The sequence below is a fragment of the Arenibacterium sp. CAU 1754 genome, assembly GCF_054482635.1.
In genome coordinates this window covers 886,740-904,081 of record NZ_JBTLRG010000002.1, presented here as the reverse complement: position 1 = coordinate 904,081, position 17,342 = coordinate 886,740, and the positions used below count along the sequence as shown (strand labels likewise).

The 17,342-nt window shown below is 58.6% G+C and carries 18 protein-coding genes and 1 tRNA gene; 6 read left to right on the top strand and 13 right to left on the bottom strand.

All coding sequences use genetic code 11. The annotated features are described in order from the left end of the window. Nucleotides 1-9: 9 nt before the first annotated feature. Entirely contained in the window at nucleotides 10-690 is a 681-nt protein-coding gene (locus ACXYMO_RS11160; RefSeq protein ID WP_458878757.1) for a TIGR04283 family arsenosugar biosynthesis glycosyltransferase, read from the bottom strand. Nucleotides 691-759: 69 nt separating this feature from the next. On the opposite strand from ACXYMO_RS11160, the gene ygfZ reads away from it, so the two are divergent. Then, on the top strand, nucleotides 760-1,494 hold the full coding sequence (gene ygfZ / locus ACXYMO_RS11155; RefSeq protein ID WP_458878756.1) for a CAF17-like 4Fe-4S cluster assembly/insertion protein YgfZ: 735 nt from the start codon (nucleotides 760-762) through the stop codon (nucleotides 1,492-1,494). 121 nt (nucleotides 1,495-1,615) lie between these two features. On the opposite strand, the gene efp is transcribed toward ygfZ, so the two are convergent. Then, nucleotides 1,616-2,179, bottom strand: coding sequence for an elongation factor P (gene efp / locus ACXYMO_RS11150; protein WP_458878755.1), 564 nt, complete (start codon nucleotides 2,177-2,179; stop codon nucleotides 1,616-1,618). A gap of 218 nt (nucleotides 2,180-2,397) precedes the next feature. Between efp and ACXYMO_RS11145 the strand changes: the two genes are divergently transcribed. Together ACXYMO_RS11145 and ACXYMO_RS11140 are read left to right on the top strand one after the other, a co-directional pair. Next, nucleotides 2,398-2,724 (top strand): DUF6280 family protein, encoded by a 327-nt coding sequence (locus ACXYMO_RS11145; protein WP_458878754.1) that lies wholly within the window; start codon nucleotides 2,398-2,400, stop codon nucleotides 2,722-2,724. A 139-nt stretch (nucleotides 2,725-2,863) separates the two neighbouring features. Next, nucleotides 2,864-4,327, top strand: a complete 1,464-nt coding sequence (locus ACXYMO_RS11140; RefSeq protein ID WP_458878753.1) for a cobyric acid synthase — start codon at nucleotides 2,864-2,866, stop codon at nucleotides 4,325-4,327. On the opposite strand, the gene ACXYMO_RS11135 is transcribed toward ACXYMO_RS11140, so the two are convergent. The 3 genes from ACXYMO_RS11135 to ACXYMO_RS11125 all read right to left on the bottom strand — a co-directional run bounded on the left by ACXYMO_RS11135 (nucleotide 4,324) and on the right by ACXYMO_RS11125 (nucleotide 7,878). Continuing rightward, on the bottom strand, nucleotides 4,324-5,583 hold the full coding sequence (locus ACXYMO_RS11135) for a hypothetical protein (protein ID WP_458878752.1): 1,260 nt from the start codon (nucleotides 5,581-5,583) through the stop codon (nucleotides 4,324-4,326). The genes ACXYMO_RS11140 and ACXYMO_RS11135 overlap by 4 nt on opposite strands. Before the next feature lie 134 nt (nucleotides 5,584-5,717). After that, nucleotides 5,718-7,139, bottom strand: a complete 1,422-nt coding sequence (locus tag ACXYMO_RS11130; RefSeq protein WP_458878751.1) for a TolC family outer membrane protein — start codon at nucleotides 7,137-7,139, stop codon at nucleotides 5,718-5,720. An 85-nt stretch (nucleotides 7,140-7,224) separates the two neighbouring features. Further along, a complete protein-coding gene (locus ACXYMO_RS11125) occupies nucleotides 7,225-7,878 on the bottom strand; it encodes a protein-L-isoaspartate O-methyltransferase family protein (RefSeq protein ID WP_458878750.1) in 654 nt (217 codons plus the stop codon). Between the two features lie 143 nt (nucleotides 7,879-8,021). On the opposite strand from ACXYMO_RS11125, the gene ACXYMO_RS11120 reads away from it, so the two are divergent. Beyond that, a tRNA-Cys gene (locus tag ACXYMO_RS11120) sits at nucleotides 8,022-8,095 on the top strand. Nucleotides 8,096-8,163: 68 nt separating this feature from the next. Here the strand turns inward: ACXYMO_RS11120 and ACXYMO_RS11115 are convergent. Genes ACXYMO_RS11115 through ACXYMO_RS11105 form a run of 3 tightly spaced genes read right to left on the bottom strand, consistent with a single transcriptional unit; the run spans nucleotide 8,164 to nucleotide 9,602 of the window. Then, nucleotides 8,164-9,195 (bottom strand): site-specific integrase, encoded by a 1,032-nt coding sequence (locus ACXYMO_RS11115; RefSeq protein ID WP_054002495.1) that lies wholly within the window; start codon nucleotides 9,193-9,195, stop codon nucleotides 8,164-8,166. Beyond that, nucleotides 9,192-9,383, bottom strand: coding sequence for a hypothetical protein (locus ACXYMO_RS11110; protein ID WP_014880562.1), 192 nt, complete (start codon nucleotides 9,381-9,383; stop codon nucleotides 9,192-9,194). The genes ACXYMO_RS11115 and ACXYMO_RS11110 overlap by 4 nt, the downstream gene beginning before the upstream one ends. Nucleotides 9,384-9,407: 24 nt before the next feature. Further along, the gene (locus tag ACXYMO_RS11105; RefSeq protein WP_014880563.1) at nucleotides 9,408-9,602 is read right to left on the bottom strand and encodes an Arc family DNA-binding protein; all 195 of its coding nucleotides are present in this window, start codon (nucleotides 9,600-9,602) and stop codon (nucleotides 9,408-9,410) included. Between the two features lie 33 nt (nucleotides 9,603-9,635). On the opposite strand from ACXYMO_RS11105, the gene ACXYMO_RS11100 reads away from it, so the two are divergent. After that, nucleotides 9,636-10,001, top strand: a complete 366-nt coding sequence (locus ACXYMO_RS11100) for an Arc family DNA-binding protein (RefSeq protein ID WP_458878749.1) — start codon at nucleotides 9,636-9,638, stop codon at nucleotides 9,999-10,001. A 2-nt stretch (nucleotides 10,002-10,003) separates the two neighbouring features. On the opposite strand, the gene ACXYMO_RS11095 is transcribed toward ACXYMO_RS11100, so the two are convergent. Then, on the bottom strand, nucleotides 10,004-10,645 hold the full coding sequence (locus ACXYMO_RS11095; protein WP_458878748.1) for a hypothetical protein: 642 nt from the start codon (nucleotides 10,643-10,645) through the stop codon (nucleotides 10,004-10,006). Nucleotides 10,646-10,803: 158 nt separating this feature from the next. Between ACXYMO_RS11095 and ACXYMO_RS11090 the strand changes: the two genes are divergently transcribed. Continuing rightward, nucleotides 10,804-11,016: a helix-turn-helix domain-containing protein gene (locus ACXYMO_RS11090; RefSeq protein WP_040103945.1), complete on the top strand. Its 213-nt coding sequence runs from the start codon at nucleotides 10,804-10,806 to the stop codon at nucleotides 11,014-11,016. Nucleotides 11,017-11,518: 502 nt separating this feature from the next. Here the strand turns inward: ACXYMO_RS11090 and ACXYMO_RS11085 are convergent. The 4 genes from ACXYMO_RS11085 to ACXYMO_RS11070 form a co-directional block, all read right to left on the bottom strand. Further along, nucleotides 11,519-12,697: an acyl-CoA dehydrogenase family protein gene (locus ACXYMO_RS11085; protein ID WP_014880566.1), complete on the bottom strand. Its 1,179-nt coding sequence runs from the start codon at nucleotides 12,695-12,697 to the stop codon at nucleotides 11,519-11,521. A 194-nt stretch (nucleotides 12,698-12,891) separates the two neighbouring features. Continuing rightward, complete coding sequence (locus tag ACXYMO_RS11080; protein WP_458878747.1) at nucleotides 12,892-13,911, bottom strand: AraC family transcriptional regulator; 1,020 nt, start codon at nucleotides 13,909-13,911, stop codon at nucleotides 12,892-12,894. 128 nt (nucleotides 13,912-14,039) lie between these two features. Further along, complete coding sequence (locus tag ACXYMO_RS11075; protein WP_458878746.1) at nucleotides 14,040-15,224, bottom strand: acetyl-CoA C-acyltransferase; 1,185 nt, start codon at nucleotides 15,222-15,224, stop codon at nucleotides 14,040-14,042. Next, nucleotides 15,221-17,341, bottom strand: a complete 2,121-nt coding sequence (locus ACXYMO_RS11070; RefSeq protein WP_353298825.1) for a 3-hydroxyacyl-CoA dehydrogenase NAD-binding domain-containing protein — start codon at nucleotides 17,339-17,341, stop codon at nucleotides 15,221-15,223. The genes ACXYMO_RS11075 and ACXYMO_RS11070 overlap by 4 nt, the downstream gene beginning before the upstream one ends. Nucleotide 17,342: the final 1 nt, after the last annotated feature.

Below are 17,342 nucleotides of genomic sequence, written 5' to 3'. Positions count from 1 at the left end.
CCGCCGCGACTAGCGGCGATAGTCCTGCGCAAGTCGCTCGGGATCGGTCCCCGACAGATAGCGCCCCAGCGTCCAGATGTTGCGCGCCCCCCGGCGCAACCAGCCGGCCCGCCGATAACGGTCCGCCGCCGTCACTGCCCTCGCCGGCAAACCTGTCAGCGCAGGTTTCAACGCCCGGACCAGCGCGACATCCTCCATCAGGGGCTGATCGGGATATCCCCCCGCCTGTTCGTAATCGCGGCGCTGTAGCAAAAGCCCCTGATCACCATAGGGCAACCCGAACACGCCCGACCTGAGATTGGCCCATCCTGCAACCCAAGCCGGCATGAGGCCCCGCGCCCGGAACGCCAGCCGAAAATAGGCCGGACCGGTGTTGTCCTCGAAATAGTCGCTGACGACGCGCGACCAGCCGGGCTCAAGCTCGGTATCGGCATGCACGATCAGCAACCATTTACCCTGGGCCCGGGCAGCGCCCCGTCGCAACTGCCCTCCGCGCGAGGCTGGGCCCTCAACAATGATGGCCCCGGCCTCATCCGCGATGTCACGGGTTTTGTCAGACGATCCGCCATCGGTGACGATCAGCTCGCGGATCAACCCGGCGGTCACCCCTTCCATCAGCGACCCAAGGCAGCCCGGTAATGTTTTTTCGGCGTCCAGTGTCGGGACAATCACGGTGATCTGCGCAGCCAAGACAGGGTTCCTCTGTTCAAGCGTTCCGACATTCCTATATGACAGAGACATGGTGTAAGGAACCCTGACATGACCGCTCGTCGTATTCTGAAGCTGACAGGCAAGGATGTTAATAGCTTCCTGCAGGGGCTGATCACGAATGATATCACCCGGCTGGATCAGGGCATGATCTATGCGGCGCTGCTGACGCCACAGGGCAAATATATTGCCGATTTCTTCTTGTCCCGGGCGGGCGACGCCGTTCTGCTGGACGTGGCCGACGCCTTGGCCGACGATCTGACACGGCGTCTGGGCATGTACAAACTGCGCGCCGATGTGACGATCGCGCCAAGCGATCTGAACCTGCACCGCGGCACCGGCCCGACGCCGCCCGATGGCTTTACTGATCCGCGCCACCCCGACATGGGTTGGCGGGCATATCGCCCCGCCCCGGCCAGAGACGACGGTAGCGACTGGGACGCGATCCGCGTCGCCCATTGCATCCCGCAATCAGGCATCGAACTGACGCCCGATACCTTCATCCTCGAAGCCGGGTTCGAAGCGCTCAACGGCGTTGATTTCAAAAAGGGGTGTTACGTCGGCCAGGAGGTCACCGCGCGCATGAAACACAAGACCGACCTGCGCAAAGGTCTGCGCGTGGTCACCATCGACGGAACTGCGCCGGCGGGAACCGAGATCACGGCGGACGGGAAACCCGCGGGTACTCTTTTTACACAGTCGGGAAACCGCGCCATTGCCTATCTGCGGCTGGACCGCGCACAGGACGGGATGACCGCCGGAGATGCCACCCTCCACTTGCTCTGAATAAATTTCATCTTGCCCGGAAAACTCTGGGGTTTGGGGCAAAGCCCCATTCCGCACGCAGTGCGAGACAAAAGAATGCGCCGCAGGCGCGCATCATGGCCGACCACAATGCCGCGCGCGATCAGGCCCGCTCGGAGTATTCCATGGTTTCCGTGTTGACCACGATCATCTCGTCGGCCCCCACAAACGGCGGCACCATGACCTTGACCCCATTGTCCAGGATCGCCGGTTTGAACGAGTTTGCGGCCGTCTGACCTTTGACGACCGGCTCGGTTTCCACAACCTTGCAGGTGACCTTCTGGGGCAGCGACGCACTCAACGCCTCGGAGTCGAAGAATTCAACGACAACGGTCATTCCGTCCTGCAGAAACGGGCGGCGGTCCCCCAGAATATCGGCGGGCACTTCGACCTGCTCATAGGTTTCGCTATCCATGAACACCAGCATTCCGTCGTTTTCATAGAGAAACTGCTGATCCTTCTGCTCAAGGCGCACGCGTTCTACCTTGTCCGCGCTGCGGAACCGCTCGTTCAGCTTGCTGCCATTGCGCAGGTTGCGCATTTCGACCTGGGCAAAGGCGCCCCCCTTGCCGGGTTTGACATGCTCCACCTTTACGGCGACCCACAAGCCGCCATTATGCTCCAGAATGTTTCCCGGACGAATTTCGTTACCATTTATTTTAGGCATGTGACAAAACCAGTGCAAAGGTTGATGATCGCTTTTGCGGACCTATATATTGCGAGGTTGGGGCTGGCAAGACAACGATATATCGCGTTGAGCATCGTCGGACCCATGCGCTGGATGCATGGGTGTCATGCGTTTTAAGTGTATCCGAATCGGTTCCAATCCGTCATAAGAGGCTTCACGCCGAAAACTACAAGAGCAAAAAAAACAAGGGAAACGAGATGAAAGATTTCGTTGACGGCACTGCCTTTAACAACGAGCAAGGCAATCGTGCACGTAAACTTTTTGCGGCTGTCGTACTGGCCGCGCTGGATGATGCCATCGCCGATGACAAGAAATATGGCAACGGTCCCGAGCAGATTGCTCGCTGGGCACGCTCGCGCGATGGGCGCGAGGTTCTCTCCTGTGCGGGCATCGACCCGAACGAGCGGGTTGTGACCGGCCTGATGGATTTCGTGGGCCGCGGTGTGCGGACCTCGGTTGCGCTGTCGCGCGAAGAAAGTGAGCGCCGGAATGCGGCGCAGCAAGCAGAAGCAGAAGCAGCCTGAACCAGATTCAGTTTGTCAAAAGGGCGCGCCTGCCAGGCGCGCCTTTTTTCGTTTCGGGCGGCGCTTGACGCCCCGCATACATTCCCACCTTTCGCCCGAGGATCGAATCGGTTCATCTGCACCGTAAAGGAGTTGGGACATGACGCGCGCAATCATGATTCAGGGGACCGGCAGCAATGTCGGGAAATCGCTACTGGTGGCCGGGTTGGCGCGTGCCTTTGTGCGCCGTGGGCTGCGCGTGGCGCCGTTCAAGCCGCAGAACATGTCCAACAATGCCGCCGTGACCGAAGATGGCGGCGAAATTGGCCGCGCACAGGCCCTACAGGCCCGGGCCGCCCGATTGGCCCCGCACACGGACATGAACCCCGTCCTGCTGAAACCCGAAAGCGAGACCGGAGCCCAGGTGGTCGTCCAGGGTCAGCGCCTTGGCCACAGCGAGGCGCGCGCCTATCAGCGTGACAAGACCGGCCTGTTGCCCCGCGTTCTGGAAAGTTTCGCCCGGCTGGGCGAATGCGCCGATCTGGTCCTGATCGAAGGCGCCGGGAGCCCCGCCGAAATCAATCTGCGCGCCGGAGACATTGCCAACATGGGCTTTGCCCGTGCGGCGGGCGTGCCCGTGGTTCTGGTCGGGGATATCGACCGGGGCGGCGTGATCGCTCAGATTGTTGGCACCCAATCCGTTCTCGACCCCGAAGACGCCGCTCAGATCGTCGGGTTTGCCGTCAACCGGTTTCGCGGCGACCTGAGCCTGTTTGATGCCGGGCGCGATGCAATTGCCGAGCACACCGGATGGCCTTCGCTGGGGGTGGTGCCTTGGTTTTCGGATGCCTGGCGCCTTCCGGCCGAGGACATGATGGATATTTCATCGCGCCCCGGCGGGGCCTGCAAGATCGTCGTGCCACAACTTCCGCGCATGGCGAATTTCGATGATCTGGATCCGCTCGCCTCGGAACCCGAGGTGACGGTCGAGATCATTTCACAGGGGCGCCCCCTGCCCGGCGATGCCGACCTGGTGCTGATCCCCGGCAGCAAGACCACCCTTGGCGACCTGGCGTTTTTTCGTGCCCAGGGGTGGGACGTCGACCTGCAGGCACATGTGCGGCGCGGCGGTCATGTGATGGGCATCTGCGGCGGCTATCAAATGCTGGGCCGCAGCATCGCTGACCCGGATGGCGTTGATGGGGTGCCCGGACAGGCCAAGGGGTTGGGCCTACTTGAGATCGACACGGTCATGGCCGGACGCAAGAAACTGCACCTGCGAGAGGCCATCGCGCTGCCCGGCGGAGAACCGGTGACGGGGTATGAAATCCACATGGGGCAGACGGACGGGCCGGATTGCGCGCGCGCATGGCTGTCCGTTGACGGGCGCCCGGAGGGGGCCGCATCGCCCAACGGTCAGGTCACGGGGTGCTATATGCACGGTCTGTTCGGGTCCGACGCTTTCCGGCGCGCTTTCCTGGCCCGGTTGGGGCACCGGTCAACCACGCAGTATGAGAGCGAGGTTGAACAGACGCTGGATGCGTTGGCCGATCATGTCGAGCGTTATCTGGATCTGGACCGACTTTGGGCGCTGTCCGCAACGCCCAAGCCAATCGCAGTTTAGTCGAGTTCCTGGGTCGACAGGGCACGGTGAATTTCACGCCGCACTAGTTTGCGTACATTTCGGGTGATCCGTTCGCCCAATGCGCCCTGCAATTCCTGGCGCACGATGTCGGCCACCAGTTCACGCAGTGTTTCTTCATCCATAAGGCTGTCGTCCAGCGTCAGCGCGTCGGTGGTGTCTTCCGCCTCTGGCTCCGCAGTCTCGGGGCTGGTCTGCGGCTCACTCGAGTCCGCATCCTGCCATTCGATTGTCTCGACATCGGTGCCGGCATAGTCATCGGCGCCGGTATCATCCGGCTCCCACGGTCCCGGTGTCTGCGCGATCGCGGCCTCCAATGCTTCGATCTTGGCACTGAGGGTTGCGGCCTGCGTGGCCCTGAGCGCGGAGTCATCCAGCGGCGGCGTGATCGGCTTGACGCCCGGGACAGGGCCAAAATGCAGCGCCAGCGGCTCTGACCGCGGGGGTGTGGAGTGTTCCGGCTCTTCGGTTTCGTCCGCGGCTGCGGTCATCTCGGGCGTATCGTCATCCGCATGTTCGACAGCATCGTCATATTCGGTGTGCGTCTGGGCGATGTCCCCGTCGTCGGAGGGAGCATCGGCCGCAATGGATGTCTGATCCTCTTCGTCCTGATCAACTCCCGCGTCTGTCGGCGTGTCAGTCGCCGTATCAACAATCGGTTCGGAAAGTTTCAGCACATCATACCGATCCGTGTGGCGGAACATCAGTGTTTCCCGTGCCATGTAGTCGTCGTCGGAATTTTCGGACGGTTCGGCCTCGGGGGCCGCAACGTCGGTCGGGTTCTGCCCTGTCTCGTCTGCTTTGACGTCAACGGGGTCCAGGCTGACCTCTTCCTCGTCTTCCTCGTCATCCTCCCCTGACAGCGCGGTCGCGGCCTCATGCAGGGTCACCTCGGGATTGGTCCAGGGGGCCTCCGCATGGATTACCGGATCACCGGGCGCATCATCACTGTCCGCGTCCGTTGGGCTGTCCGGATCGCTGGCTTCCGGTTCCTGGCTGGCCTCAATCTGGGGGGCCGGTTCCAGATCTGCGATCTGCTGGCTGAATTCGGGCCCAAGAGGAAACGGTTCTTGTGGCTCAGGGCTATTGGTATTCGCGGCCGAGGACTCGGAGTCCCGATCCCCGGACGTCCCCTGCTCTGCCACCCGCAAGGCAGGTGTCAGCACAAGCCGCGTTTTGACCGGCTCGGGGCTGGCCTTGGCGTCGGCATTCGGAACCACGCGCTTTTCTTCTGTCACAAGTCTACGGATTGAAGACAATACATCCTCAATTTCGACATTCGTTACCGGATCTGACATCAAATTCTACCACTCTTGCCTCGATAACGAGACTAGCGAATGTCAGAGATTCTCACAACCGATAGGAAAAATTTTCACTTCTTACCCAGTGCCTTGAGGACACGGTCGAGTTCTCTGGACTGCTTGCTGCGATTGGCCGGGGCGCTTTTTGACAGGTTGTAATACAACGCCGGATCATAGATTTGAACGTCCAGACCAAGCCGTTCGGCCGTCAGCAACCCTTGGGCCTGCAACAACAAATAGGCCGAAAGCGATTGCTCCGAACGCGCCGAGATTTGGGCCGTCAAGGCGTTCAGCAATTCCTGTTCTGCCGACAGAACGTCCAACGTGGTCCGCGCGCCCAATGTCGCCTCTTCGCGAATGCCGTCAAACGCAACCTGTGCGGCGCGTATCCGCTCGGCAGTGGCCGTCAGGCTGGCCTGCGCCACCTGAAGGCGCACATAGGCATCGTTGACGTCCTGGATCACGTTACGCTGAACGGTCAGGAGATTCGCGCGCGCGCTGTCCCGTCGGGCCGTTGCCAGCCGCACCTGCGCAGGCCGCGCCCCGCCCTGATAGAGACGTTTCGACAAATTGAGCGACAGGGTTGCATCCCCGCTCCTGGTGCTCGCACCAAAATCTTCGGTGGCCCCGACCTCGGCCCGTAGCGAAGCCGTCGGTCCCATTTCATGACGCCTTTGCTGAATAGTCAGTTCAGCAGCCGATACCTGATGCTGTGCCGCCAGAATGTCGGGGTGCGAACGAACAGCGACAGCCACGGCCGCATCGATGCTGGCCGGCGGCTTGGGCATTTTGGGCTGACCGGCAAGGGTGCCGGGTTTACGGCCAACAGCGTTTGCATATTCGGCCTGCGCCTTGACCACCTCGCCCCGGGCGGTGGCCAATTCACTGCGCGCGGCCGCGACGCGCGACTGGGCCAGCGCCACGTCTGTTCGCGTCACTTCGCCCACATCGAAACGATCCTGCGCCGCACGCAGTTCTTCGTTCAGCACCCGAAGGTTATTGAGCCGCAGCGTCACGTTTTCCGACTGCAGGATCACCTGCAGATAGGCGCTGACGGCGCGAAACAGAATGGTCTGTTCAATAGACACCAGCGATTGTCGCGTGGCCAGAACCGTTTCCTTGCTTGCCTCGACACCAAAGCCCCGCGCTCCACCGTCATAAAACAGCCATTCGGCGATCAACTGGGCGGTCAGCGGGTTGGTATTTGTCGTTGCATTGTCGAAATATGCGTTTCCGGATTCGCGAAAGACGTGACGCGCTGAAAGGATGAAATCCAGCACCGGGCGCAATCTGGCCACGGCAATGGCCACGTCCTCGTCAGCGGCACGCAACAGCGCCCGGTTCTGTTCCAAAAGGCCGCTGGTGTTATATGCCCCGACAAGCGCATCGGCCAGATTTTCGGCCTTGCCCGCCTGAGGAGCGAGCGCCGCAAAGGACACCGCGGCGGCCAGCGCCGCCGATCTGAAGAATTTCGCTGTCACTGCCCTGCGCATTCCTGCCTCCTGCATGCCGCGCTCCGATCCGGGGTAATCCGGTGACCAGCGGCAGAAAAATTAGGCCGGTTGAAAACCACCCGGATCAAAGTGCGAAAGCAACCTGTTTTTCAAAACCCGGCAAAACAGGCGCACCGGCGTTGAATTCAAACCGCCAGGATACAACATCGCCGCTCTTGTACCCGACGCGAACCGTGCCCAGCGCACCGTCCATGAACACACAACCGATCCGGCCGCCATCTTTCAACTGGCTTTTGATTGCCTGCGGTAATTCGCCGACACCACCCTGAATGAGGATCACATCGTATGGCCCATGCTCTGCCGCGCCTTCGGCCAGGGGGCCGGTATGCACGATGACATTGTCCGCACCGGTTTCGGACAAAAGCGACTGTGCTTCATCCGCCATGGCCTCGTTTTCTTCGACGGCGACAACCGCCTGTGCCATGCGCGCCACAACGACCGAGGAATACCCGTAAGCGCAGCCGATATCGAGCACGAGCTCATCATTGTTCACATCCAGCGCATCCAGCATCTTGGCCAGGGTGCGCGGTTCCAGAACAACCCGCCCGTCCCCAAGATTGATGTTGTCGCCAGCATAAGCAGCTTCTAGCTGCGCATCAGGAACAAATTTTTCGCGCGGCACGCTCAGCATGGCATCGATGATCGGAAATTTGGTCACATCCGACGGGCGCACCTGGGTGTCGACCATCATCCGGCGGCGGGCGGCAAAATCTGTCATTCTGGTTCTCGCATGTTCAGCCTGATGAGAGGGGTTTTGCCACATCCCTTCGGTCCCGGCAACGGCCCGCAGCACGAAATCACAGCAACGGACACTTGCAGCGGTGCGACAGATCAGCTAAGCCCCGTTTCGCACCATGCGCAGGCGAGTTGGCGGAGTGGTGACGCAGCGGATTGCAAATCCGTGTACACCGGTTCGATTCCGGTACTCGCCTCCAATAAAATCAATGACTTGCGTCATCTTAACTCTCCTTCACTGCCATTTTTGAAACAATCGTTGAAACTTTCACGTTTCGGTCTTGCTTCGTTCCATTTGGTTTCTTGCCTCTTGAGCGCGCTTCGCGAGCTCTCTTTGCCGGATCGGCCCACCGTACTTTTTCAGCATCTCAACGCCTGAGTGACCTGTGACAGCCTTGACCATCTCGTCATCACATCCTGCCAGATACAGCTCGATCGTCGCGTTTTTCCTTAGCCCGTGCGTTTTGTAGTAGCTCGCCTTCTCGTGCTTCATCTTCCTTTTGATGGTACGCATTTCCTCGGCAACGATACGGTAGCTCACTGGTCGACCCTTCGCGTCGGTCACAACAGTGCCGTCTGTTCGCGCGATGCCTTCGAGATGGGTTTTCAGTCGGTCGGTAAGCGGGATCCACAACGGCTTGTCGGTTTTACCCTGCGTAAAATCGAAACCTTCATCGGAAAAGTGCTCCCACTTCATCTTCACGACATCGCCAATGCGTTGGCCTGTACCAACGCAAAGCTCGTAAACCAGCCGCGCCCTCTTTGAAGCCAGCGCTTCGAACTCGGCACGAACATCGTCTGGCCAAGGCTCCCAGCCGTCGCTCTGCTGCTTAAAGAGCGGGATGCCCTTCGCCGGGTTGCCATGCTCTTTCTTGATAAAGCCAATCAATCGCGCGTGGTTCATCAAGACGACCATGACCTGAACGAGATAGTTGGCTTGCCTCCAATGATCCGCATTGGCGCGGTGCAGTTCGTAAATGTGATGGGTTTCGATCCTGGCCGGGTCTTTCTCGGCCCAGATCTCACGAATGTGGCTGATGTACCGCCGATAGTCGGATCTCGTCCGGGGCTTCAGCTTCTTGTAGGCGTCACTCTCGTAGTAGCTAAGAATCAGCGCTTCAAAATTGCGCCTCACCGGCGCAGGCGCTGGCTTTCCCTTCAGCAGTCGATTGTAGTGATCCCAAAATTCCGGCGTGCCCGCTTCCTCGTGCATCATGACGGAGATACCACGCGACCGCCGGATGAACCGAAGGTATCCTCTGTCATTGTAGACGTATTTTGGCAGGCTCTTGCGGGTCATTCGCCCATTCTCAAATCACTATTGAGGAAGTCGTCTACTGCCTCGGCCGCCACCATGTTGGCGTCAACGATGACGCTGCCATCGGGTTTGATCTCGAACTTCGCGCGTTGCCAACCTGCCTCCCGCGCCTCGCGGATAAAGGCCGAGGCCGCTTGTTTCGCTTTCGTCTGTGCACTTGCTTTGGTCATAGTACCAACACCTCTCTCACTGGGTTAACAACGCGCATTATCGACCTGATCCATAATGATATTTCCAATTGCTCCAGGTGTAGAGCGCCTGTCCTTTGCCGCGCGAATGGCGCGGATCACTTCAGAATTCTGGGAGTTGCCGTTGCGATCGGACTCCGCCTTGATCCACTCTTTGAGCTCTTGCGGAAGCCGAAGCTGCATTGGTTTACGACTGTTCATGAAACGCCTCCAGGTTGAAACCACAACCTGTTAGTGGCACTTAGCCACTATTGCGTCAATCGAATTTTATGGCACAGTGCCACCATGTCAGAACAAGGTGCTCAAAATCAGGACAAGTTCATCGTGCGGCTGCCGGACGGCCTGCGCGATCGTATACGCCTCGCAGCCGAGGCCAACCACCGCAGTATGAATGCTGAGGTCGTTGCCCTACTCGAAGAAAACTATCCGGCCCCAGTGCCGGAAAAACTGGAAGACCCCGCCGCGCGGCTGCTCTTCTGGCTCGCCAAACGCATCCGCCGAAGAAACCCGAAGCCAGGCTCCTCCAGAGACAAGCAAGCCGCTCTCTATGAACGCATTGCGGGTGATATCGCGGAACGCATGAAAGATATCGGGGAATAGCCCTAATAGGCCACCCACTCATATCCGCGGTTGCCTGCGTGATCTTCCCATTCGACACCGACCCCGCGACGCCAGCTTGACGACGAACAGCGCCGTGACGGCAGAACCCATTGCGGGGCGGCCGCTGGTGTCGTGCGTTGCCAGCCAAATTCGCCTTGTGTGCCGTAGGTCCCGAGGCGCATGTTATAACTCTCAGAACAATCATCGTCGCGGCCACGTTCGCGATGGCTGTAGTGCCGAACATCCCAAACACGGATCGAGCGCACAAAATCGAATTCCAGACCACTGATGTCGATATCGGCACCGTCTTCGACCACCTGTGCCAGAATGATGTGGCCGAGCATTTGACCATTTTGGTTGCTGGCCTCCCAGACTTTAGGACCAATACTTTGCAACGGCGCGCGCTCAGAAACACCCATCGGGCAGCGCCAGATTTGCAACGGCGGCTCAATCGGCCAGGGCGTGATCCGACGGATAAACACGGCGCGGGCATGGGCACATTCTGCTGACGCGGGCCACCCACCAGCCAGGCAAAGCAGAATGGCGCAGTCAACCTGATAGGCTTTTGCCGCTTGTGGAGCCACGGTTGAAAGCAAAGCCAAAGCAACTCCGGCAGTCCAATTCCTGATAAGTTTGCACCGCATATCAATAAATACCTTTTGATTACATTACTTCATTATTGATACACTAGCTCCAACCTCAACCTTCACACCATATGCGAGCATAGGGTTTATGATGTTCGCGCGCGTTTTGTGGAATATATTCCGTAGAGCGGTTCTTGTGATCTGGCCGAATACAGGCCATGAAATTACGGGAACAAGTAGGGTTAAATATCCGGAATCTAAGAAATTCCAGAGGGTTGAGCCAAGAACAATTAGCATTAGCTGCCGACCTGGATCGTAGCTACATCAGCGAGATCGAACTCGCGAAATTCTCAGCATCGATCGATGTTCTGGAGCGGATTGCCCATGCTCTCGACATCGCTCCCAAGGAACTGTTTAACGAGAGGGGCTAGTTTTGCCCGAACTTGAGAGTGTTCGCACGACGGCCGAAGCCATCGGTCGCATTACGTGTATCAAGACTGGCGAAGAAATCGGTCTGCTGTATCAGTGGGATAACGGCGACACGCAGGCCGCGTTGCACGAAGACGGCCTGCTTCGATCGACAATCTGCCCAGAGCGACATGAAGTACCGGACCTTGGTGCAAATCGGGGCTAAGGGCCGGAATGAGCCCATTCTGTGAGTTTGATTTTCTCGCTGCGCGTTCGCAGCACATATTTTGCCGCACGCATCATCTATAGTACGACAATGCAGCAAGAAGAGCTGCCATTCGCGCCAGGCGCAGCGAGATTTCTTCAGGCAAGAAATGAGCGGTGGGACAAAGGGTGAATTCGCTGCGTTTGCACCAAGGTCTGCAATCTCGAGTGACCGGCCGCAAATGTGCGGCCGGTATTTCGATTTTACCTATTTCTGAGGAGATTTTCAGGTCGGCTCCACCTCTCCGGGAGCTGGGATGTTCAGCCGGTTTCACCGAATCCTTTCGGTACTGGTAGATCAGGCAAGGTCACCGCACGTTTTTGCAGGGCCCGCCCGATGACCACGCGGCTGATTTCCGTCGTCCCGTCCACGATCCGCAGCATTTGTGCAAGACGGGACAAACGGTCCAAACCATAAGGCTGCAACAGCCCCATGCCGCCCAGCACTTGCGTACAAGTATTTGCAGCCTTCACTGCGGCATCTGGCACAAACCGTTTGGCATGGGCGGCCATCAGTGGGCCTTCGGGCGTGCCAAGGACCTCTGCCGCCTTGCGGTACAGCAGTTTCGAGGCTTCAAGATCGGTTGCAACCTCGCCCAGCATCCACTGGATCCCGTCCAGATCGAGATTCTTGCCACCAAACATCTTGCGGTTCTTGGAATAGGACAGCGCCGTATCCAGGGCCGACTGCATCAATCCACAGCAACCCGATGCGATTGAGACGCGGGCGATGTCGATCGCCATGAGCGAACCTTGCAGACCCTGACCGATTGGCAGGATGATGTTGTCTTCACTGACCACGACCTTGTCCATGTACATCTCGGACATAGGCAGGAAGTTGTAGGATGGCGTGTCATACATCGGGCCGAAGCTCAGGCCCGGAGCATCAGCGGGAATAGCGATCATCGCCATGTCTTTGTGGCCGGGTGCGTCACTGGTTTTGACCACGGTGAAATAGATATCAGCCTCGGTCGCCAAGCTGACCCATGCCTTCGCACCGCTGATCGTCCAAGTGCCGTCATCATTGATCACAGCCCGCGAATACATGTTTGTTGCGTCCGACCCCGATTGCGGTTCGGTCAGTGCAAAGTTCGCCAGCTTGCGGCCAGAGGTCAGATCCCGTGCCCATTTTTCCTTGAAGGCATCTGTGCCATAACCGCAGCCCGCGAAGGTGCAGATGTTATGCATCGACAGGGCAAAGGCATAGGCACCATCGCCCAGTCCCAGTTGTTCGTAGACCTGAATGCCTTCTGAAAGGGGCAAGCCTTGGCCGCCAAACTCTTCGGGGGCGTAGAGCCCCGTCAGGCCAGCGGCCCCGGCTTTGTCCGACGCATCACGGGGCCATGTCTTCGCGGCGTTCCAGGCGTCCACATTGGGCAGGATGACCTGCTCGGCGTGGTCGCGTGCGGCTTGGAGTATGGTGGCGAGTTTGTCTGACATTGGTCGGTCCTTTTGTGAGCGGCTATTTTCACATGACGCCACACTTCAGAACCTGCTGAGCAGGCAGCGGGTCAAGCTTCTAGAGGAGAACCAGGTGAGAACGCCATGTATTGCGCAAGATTTAGCAGGAGAAACTTCTTCGCTCTATCTCGCGTGGTGACAGGGTATTGTCCAAAAGTGACAAAAAGTGCGTCTCAGATATTCGTCCTGCGATACGAACTGGGGGTGCTGCCGGTCCAGCGTTGAAAGGCCCGGTGAAAATTGGCAGCTGAAGAAAAGCCGACATCATGTGCGATGGCCTCGACGCTTTTGCGTCCCGCCTGCAGGTCGCGGATCGCGATGTCGCGCCGCAGGGCATCCTTGATCGCCTGAAACGAGGTCCCATCCGCTTGTAACCTGCGGATCAGGGTGCGCGGGGTCATGTGCATTGCGGATGCTGTCTGGGTCAGGGTCGCCGCGTCCCATCCCGTTTGGCCCAGATAAGTGCGCACCCGCAGCGATTGGGTGTGCTCGCGCGAAGAGGTGAAAATCCAGTCCCGGGGCGCGTTTTGCAAAAACCGGTCAAGATCAGATGTGCTACGCGCTTGCACAGGGCCCAGAGCGTTCGGGGAGAAGGAGATCGCAGTGGCGGGTTGGCCAAACTGAAAGGGTGCGGGAAAGATAATCGCGTAATCCTGATTAAAGTCCGGGCGATCAAACGCGAAATCAACGGCTTTAACCGGAACCTCATGCCCTGCCAGCCAAGACATGAGCCCGTGGGCAAGTTTGAGGATCAGCATGTGGCCAAACCGTTGTACAGGTGCATCTGTTTGCGGGTTCAGGCTCAGTGTGAGGGCGCTGTCAGTGTCATCCAGATCAAACTGATAGTCATCCAGCAGCAAATTCCAGAAGGTCGAAAACCGGTAAAGTGCAGATGGCAAGGATGTGGCTTCGCGCACTGTCGTCAGAAGGTGTTGCAGGGCACGCGGTCGCACGGGCCTGCTCCAAAGCCCCATCATCTCATCGCCGGTCTCAACTGCAGCAAGTTGATAGAGGCAAACGATCTGATCCAGCGTAACGCGACCATTCGGCGAGCGCGTATCCGCGTTCAGACCGGACCGGCTCAGCAGCGAAGCCATCTGCGCCTCTGGGCACAGGGCACGCAGCGCCGCCAGCCAGTCATCGACAAACTGGCTGGAAACCGTGGAAAGGATCGTTGGCGCGACATTGGTCATAACGCCTCAGGAAGTATCACCAATTCCGGTCGACATGAAACGCAGGCTTGCAGATGGCGGCCTTCGCAGATGACAGAATGTCAATGTCTCAACCAGATAACGCTCTGCTTGAACTAATTTCAGTGGGGTCAGGCGACTTCGAACAGTGCTGCGGCGCCCATGCCTCCGCCGACACACATGGAGGTCACCACGTATTTCACGCCACGACGCCTCCCCTCAATTAGAGCATGCCCGACTTGTCTCGCACCTGTCATGCCGTAGGGGTGGCCAATCGATATTGCACCGCCGTTCACGTTGTAGATTTCGGGATCGATCCCAAGATGGTCACGGCAATACAGAACCTGGCAGGCAAAGGCTTCGTTAAGCTCCCAAAGGCCGATGTCTTCGATGCGAAGACCTGCATTCTTCAGCAGCTTTGGAATTGCAAAGATCGGGCCGACCCCCATCTCTTCCGGTGCGTTTCCTGCAACAGTCATGCCGCGATAAATACCCAGCGGTGTGAGACCCTGTTGCTCAGCCATTTTGCCTTCCATGAGCACACAAGCCGAGGCCCCGTCAGAAAGCTGGCTTGCGTTTCCGGCAGTGATCAGTCCTCCTTCGACAACCGGGTTCAATGCCCCGAGTGTTTCGGCCGTCGTACCCGGCCGGTTGCCCTCGTCTTTTGACAAGGTCACCTCTTCCACGGTTTCCTCTCCGGTTTCGCGGTTCTTGACCCGCTTAATCGCAGTGATCGGGACGATCTCATCTTCAAACGCGCCAGCCGCCTGAGCCCGGGCGGTCCGACCTTGCGAAAGTGCGGCGTATTCATCCTGGACGTCGCGGCTGATCCCATAGGTCCGCGCCACATTTTCCGCCGTCATCAGCATCGGCATGTAGGCATGCTCAGATTGGGCGATAACGTTTGGATCTTTCTCATCGCCCGCCCATTTCAGATAGGCATTCTGCAGGGCGGAAATATTCTCCTGCCCGCCAGCCACGGCAACGTTCTGACCATCCACGATGATCTGCTTTGCAGCCGTCGCAATGGCCATCAACCCGGAGGAGCATTGCCTGTCGATCGTCTGTCCTGCCACCGTATTGGGAAAGCCCGCAGCCAGCGCCGACAAACGAGCGACATTCATGCCTGCTGTTCCCGCAGTCAGGACCGATCCGATGACAACATCTTCGATCAAACCGGGGTCCACGCCTGCACGTTCAACCGCGTGCTGCATGGCGTGCCCCATCATGGTAGGGGACTTGATGTTGTTCAGCGCACCTTTGAAGGCAACCCCAATGGGGGTTCGTGCGGTTGAGACGATAACGGCTTCTCTCATGATTTTTCCTTTTTGGCATCAAAATGTGCGTCAAGTGTCACGCCCGAGGTTGCAAGTTGTTCCAGCAAAGGCGCAGGCGTGAACCACATCTCACCATAGGCACCTAGCGACTGCCGATAGTGGGTCATGCGTTCCATAATCTGACTTAATCCAATCTCGCCAGCATAGTGCATTGGGCCGCCGCGCCAGTTTGGGAAGCCATAGCCATTGACCCAGATCAGGTCGCAATCACCCGGGCGCGTTGCAATTCCCTCTTCAAGGATCAAGAAGCCCTCGTTGATCAGGGGGAACAGACAACGCTCAAGGATTTCCTGATCGTCGATGTCCCTGCGCTTCACGCCATGCAGGTCCGCCAGCTCGGAACTGATTTGAACCATCTCTGGGTCTTCGACCCGTGTCCGCCCCTCGTAGACATAGCTTCCTCGCCCGGTTTTCTGACCCAGTCGGCCTAGTTCAAACAACCTGTCCTGCACAGCCTGGTATGTCGGGTCATGCGCGATTTCACTACGCCGTTCCTGACGCACGCGTGCGCCCACATCGACTCCGGCCAGATCTGCCATCGCATGAATACCCATGGCCATGCCGAAGCCTTCAAGGACGTCATCCACCTGTTTCGGCGTCGCCCCCTCTAGAAGCAGACGGGATCCTTCGCGGAAGTATGGTTCCAGCATCCGGTTTCCAACAAAGCCGTAGCACACGCCAACCGTGACAGGGAGCTTTCGGATCTTCTTTGCGACCGTGATTGCCGTTGCAATGACATCGGGAGCGGTCTTGGCGCCCCGCACCACCTCTAGCAAGCGCATGACGTTCGCCGGGCTAAAGAAATGGAGACCAATCACATCCTCCGGGCGGGACGTGACCGTGGCTATTTCATCAAGATCCAACGTCGATGTGTTTGAAGCCAGTATTGCGCCAGGTTTGGCGTGTAGGTCTAACGCTTCGAAAATCTGGCGTTTGACATTCATGCTTTCAAACGCCGCTTCAATGATCAGGTCAGCCTTCGCAAGGCCTGCATAGCTGAGCGTCCCGGTGGCGTTGGCGGAGATTGCCTCTGCCCGATCGGCACTGAGCCGCCCTTTTTGAGCCGCACGCTGGAAATGCTCTCGGACCTTTTCCAGCCCCTGTTCGAGCGCGCCTTGCGTAGTTTCAAGAAGCGTGACCGGATACCCCGCCTGCAGAAAGGCGATAGCAATGCCGCGCCCCATTGTTCCCGCGCCGATCACGGCGACCGATGCAATGTCACGTGGTCGGTCCGCACGGGTAGCGCCCGGAACCTTGGTGCATTCACGTTCTGCAAAGAACAGATGCCGCCCGGCGCGCGATTGAGGTGTGTCTAGCAGTTCGGCGAAACCTGCCTTCTCTTGTGCCAACCCCTCGGCCAGCGGCATTTCGCACGCGGCCTCGATGGACACCAAACATCGTTCAGGGGCGACAAGGTTTTTGGACGTGTGCGCTATCTGGTCTCGGAAACCCGTCAGATATCCCTTCGGATCAGGGTGTGTGACGGTCATATCCGCGCAACTGCGTTTCGGATCGCCCTCATGGCTGACACGGGTGGCGAAACCCAAAACATGCGCGCGAAAATCCTGGTCGTTCTCAAATAGTGCGTCGACCAGCCCACAAGACAGGGCATATTCGCCTTTCACGGGATCACCCGAGAGGATCACTTGCGTTGCCGCTTCCAGACCGGCAATCCGGGGTAGTCGTTGGGTGCCACCGGCACCAGGCAGCAGCCCCAGTTTGATCTCAGGTAGGCCCATCACGGCATCCGGCGTGGCGACACGGTAATCACAGGCAAGCGCGATCTCCAGCGCACCACCCATAGCGGGACCTGCGATCGCGGCGATAATGGGTTTTTTGCTGGTTTCAATCATTACACACAGGTCTGGCAGGTCCGGCTTGTCCCAAACTGCCCCGGTACGGAACTCGACGATGTCAGCGCCGCCGCAGAAGAGCGGCAGAGCCGAGCATAGAACGATAGCTTTGACCTGTTCATCGGCGTCCAACTCGTGGATGGCCGAGGAAAGCGCCTGCCGCATCTTCAGGCCAAGAGCGTTCACTGGCGGGGCATTCAGCTCAATGAGAGCGACACCCTCGGTGTGTTTAATGGAAATCATG

What these genes read in the sequence shown, in the direction of transcription:
- ygfZ (WP_458878756.1), top strand. Translation starts at nt 760, where the DNA reads ATGACCGCTCGTCGTATTCTGAAGCTGACAGGCAAGGATGTTAATAGC.
- efp (WP_458878755.1), bottom strand. Translation starts at nt 2,179, where the DNA reads ATGCCTAAAATAAATGGTAACGAAATTCGTCCGGGAAACATTCTGGAG.
- ACXYMO_RS11145 (WP_458878754.1), top strand. Translation starts at nt 2,398, where the DNA reads ATGAAAGATTTCGTTGACGGCACTGCCTTTAACAACGAGCAAGGCAAT.
- ACXYMO_RS11140 (WP_458878753.1), top strand. Translation starts at nt 2,864, where the DNA reads ATGACGCGCGCAATCATGATTCAGGGGACCGGCAGCAATGTCGGGAAA.
- ACXYMO_RS11130 (WP_458878751.1), bottom strand. Translation starts at nt 7,139, where the DNA reads ATGCGCAGGGCAGTGACAGCGAAATTCTTCAGATCGGCGGCGCTGGCC.
- ACXYMO_RS11125 (WP_458878750.1), bottom strand. Translation starts at nt 7,878, where the DNA reads ATGACAGATTTTGCCGCCCGCCGCCGGATGATGGTCGACACCCAGGTG.
- ACXYMO_RS11115 (WP_054002495.1), bottom strand. Translation starts at nt 9,195, where the DNA reads ATGACCCGCAAGAGCCTGCCAAAATACGTCTACAATGACAGAGGATAC.
- ACXYMO_RS11110 (WP_014880562.1), bottom strand. Translation starts at nt 9,383, where the DNA reads ATGACCAAAGCAAGTGCACAGACGAAAGCGAAACAAGCGGCCTCGGCC.
- ACXYMO_RS11105 (WP_014880563.1), bottom strand. Translation starts at nt 9,602, where the DNA reads ATGAACAGTCGTAAACCAATGCAGCTTCGGCTTCCGCAAGAGCTCAAA.
- ACXYMO_RS11095 (WP_458878748.1), bottom strand. Translation starts at nt 10,645, where the DNA reads ATGCGGTGCAAACTTATCAGGAATTGGACTGCCGGAGTTGCTTTGGCT.
- ACXYMO_RS11090 (WP_040103945.1), top strand. Translation starts at nt 10,804, where the DNA reads ATGAAATTACGGGAACAAGTAGGGTTAAATATCCGGAATCTAAGAAAT.
- ACXYMO_RS11085 (WP_014880566.1), bottom strand. Translation starts at nt 12,697, where the DNA reads ATGTCAGACAAACTCGCCACCATACTCCAAGCCGCACGCGACCACGCC.
- ACXYMO_RS11080 (WP_458878747.1), bottom strand. Translation starts at nt 13,911, where the DNA reads ATGACCAATGTCGCGCCAACGATCCTTTCCACGGTTTCCAGCCAGTTT.
- ACXYMO_RS11075 (WP_458878746.1), bottom strand. Translation starts at nt 15,224, where the DNA reads ATGAGAGAAGCCGTTATCGTCTCAACCGCACGAACCCCCATTGGGGTT.
- ACXYMO_RS11070 (WP_353298825.1), bottom strand. Translation starts at nt 17,341, where the DNA reads ATGATTTCCATTAAACACACCGAGGGTGTCGCTCTCATTGAGCTGAAT.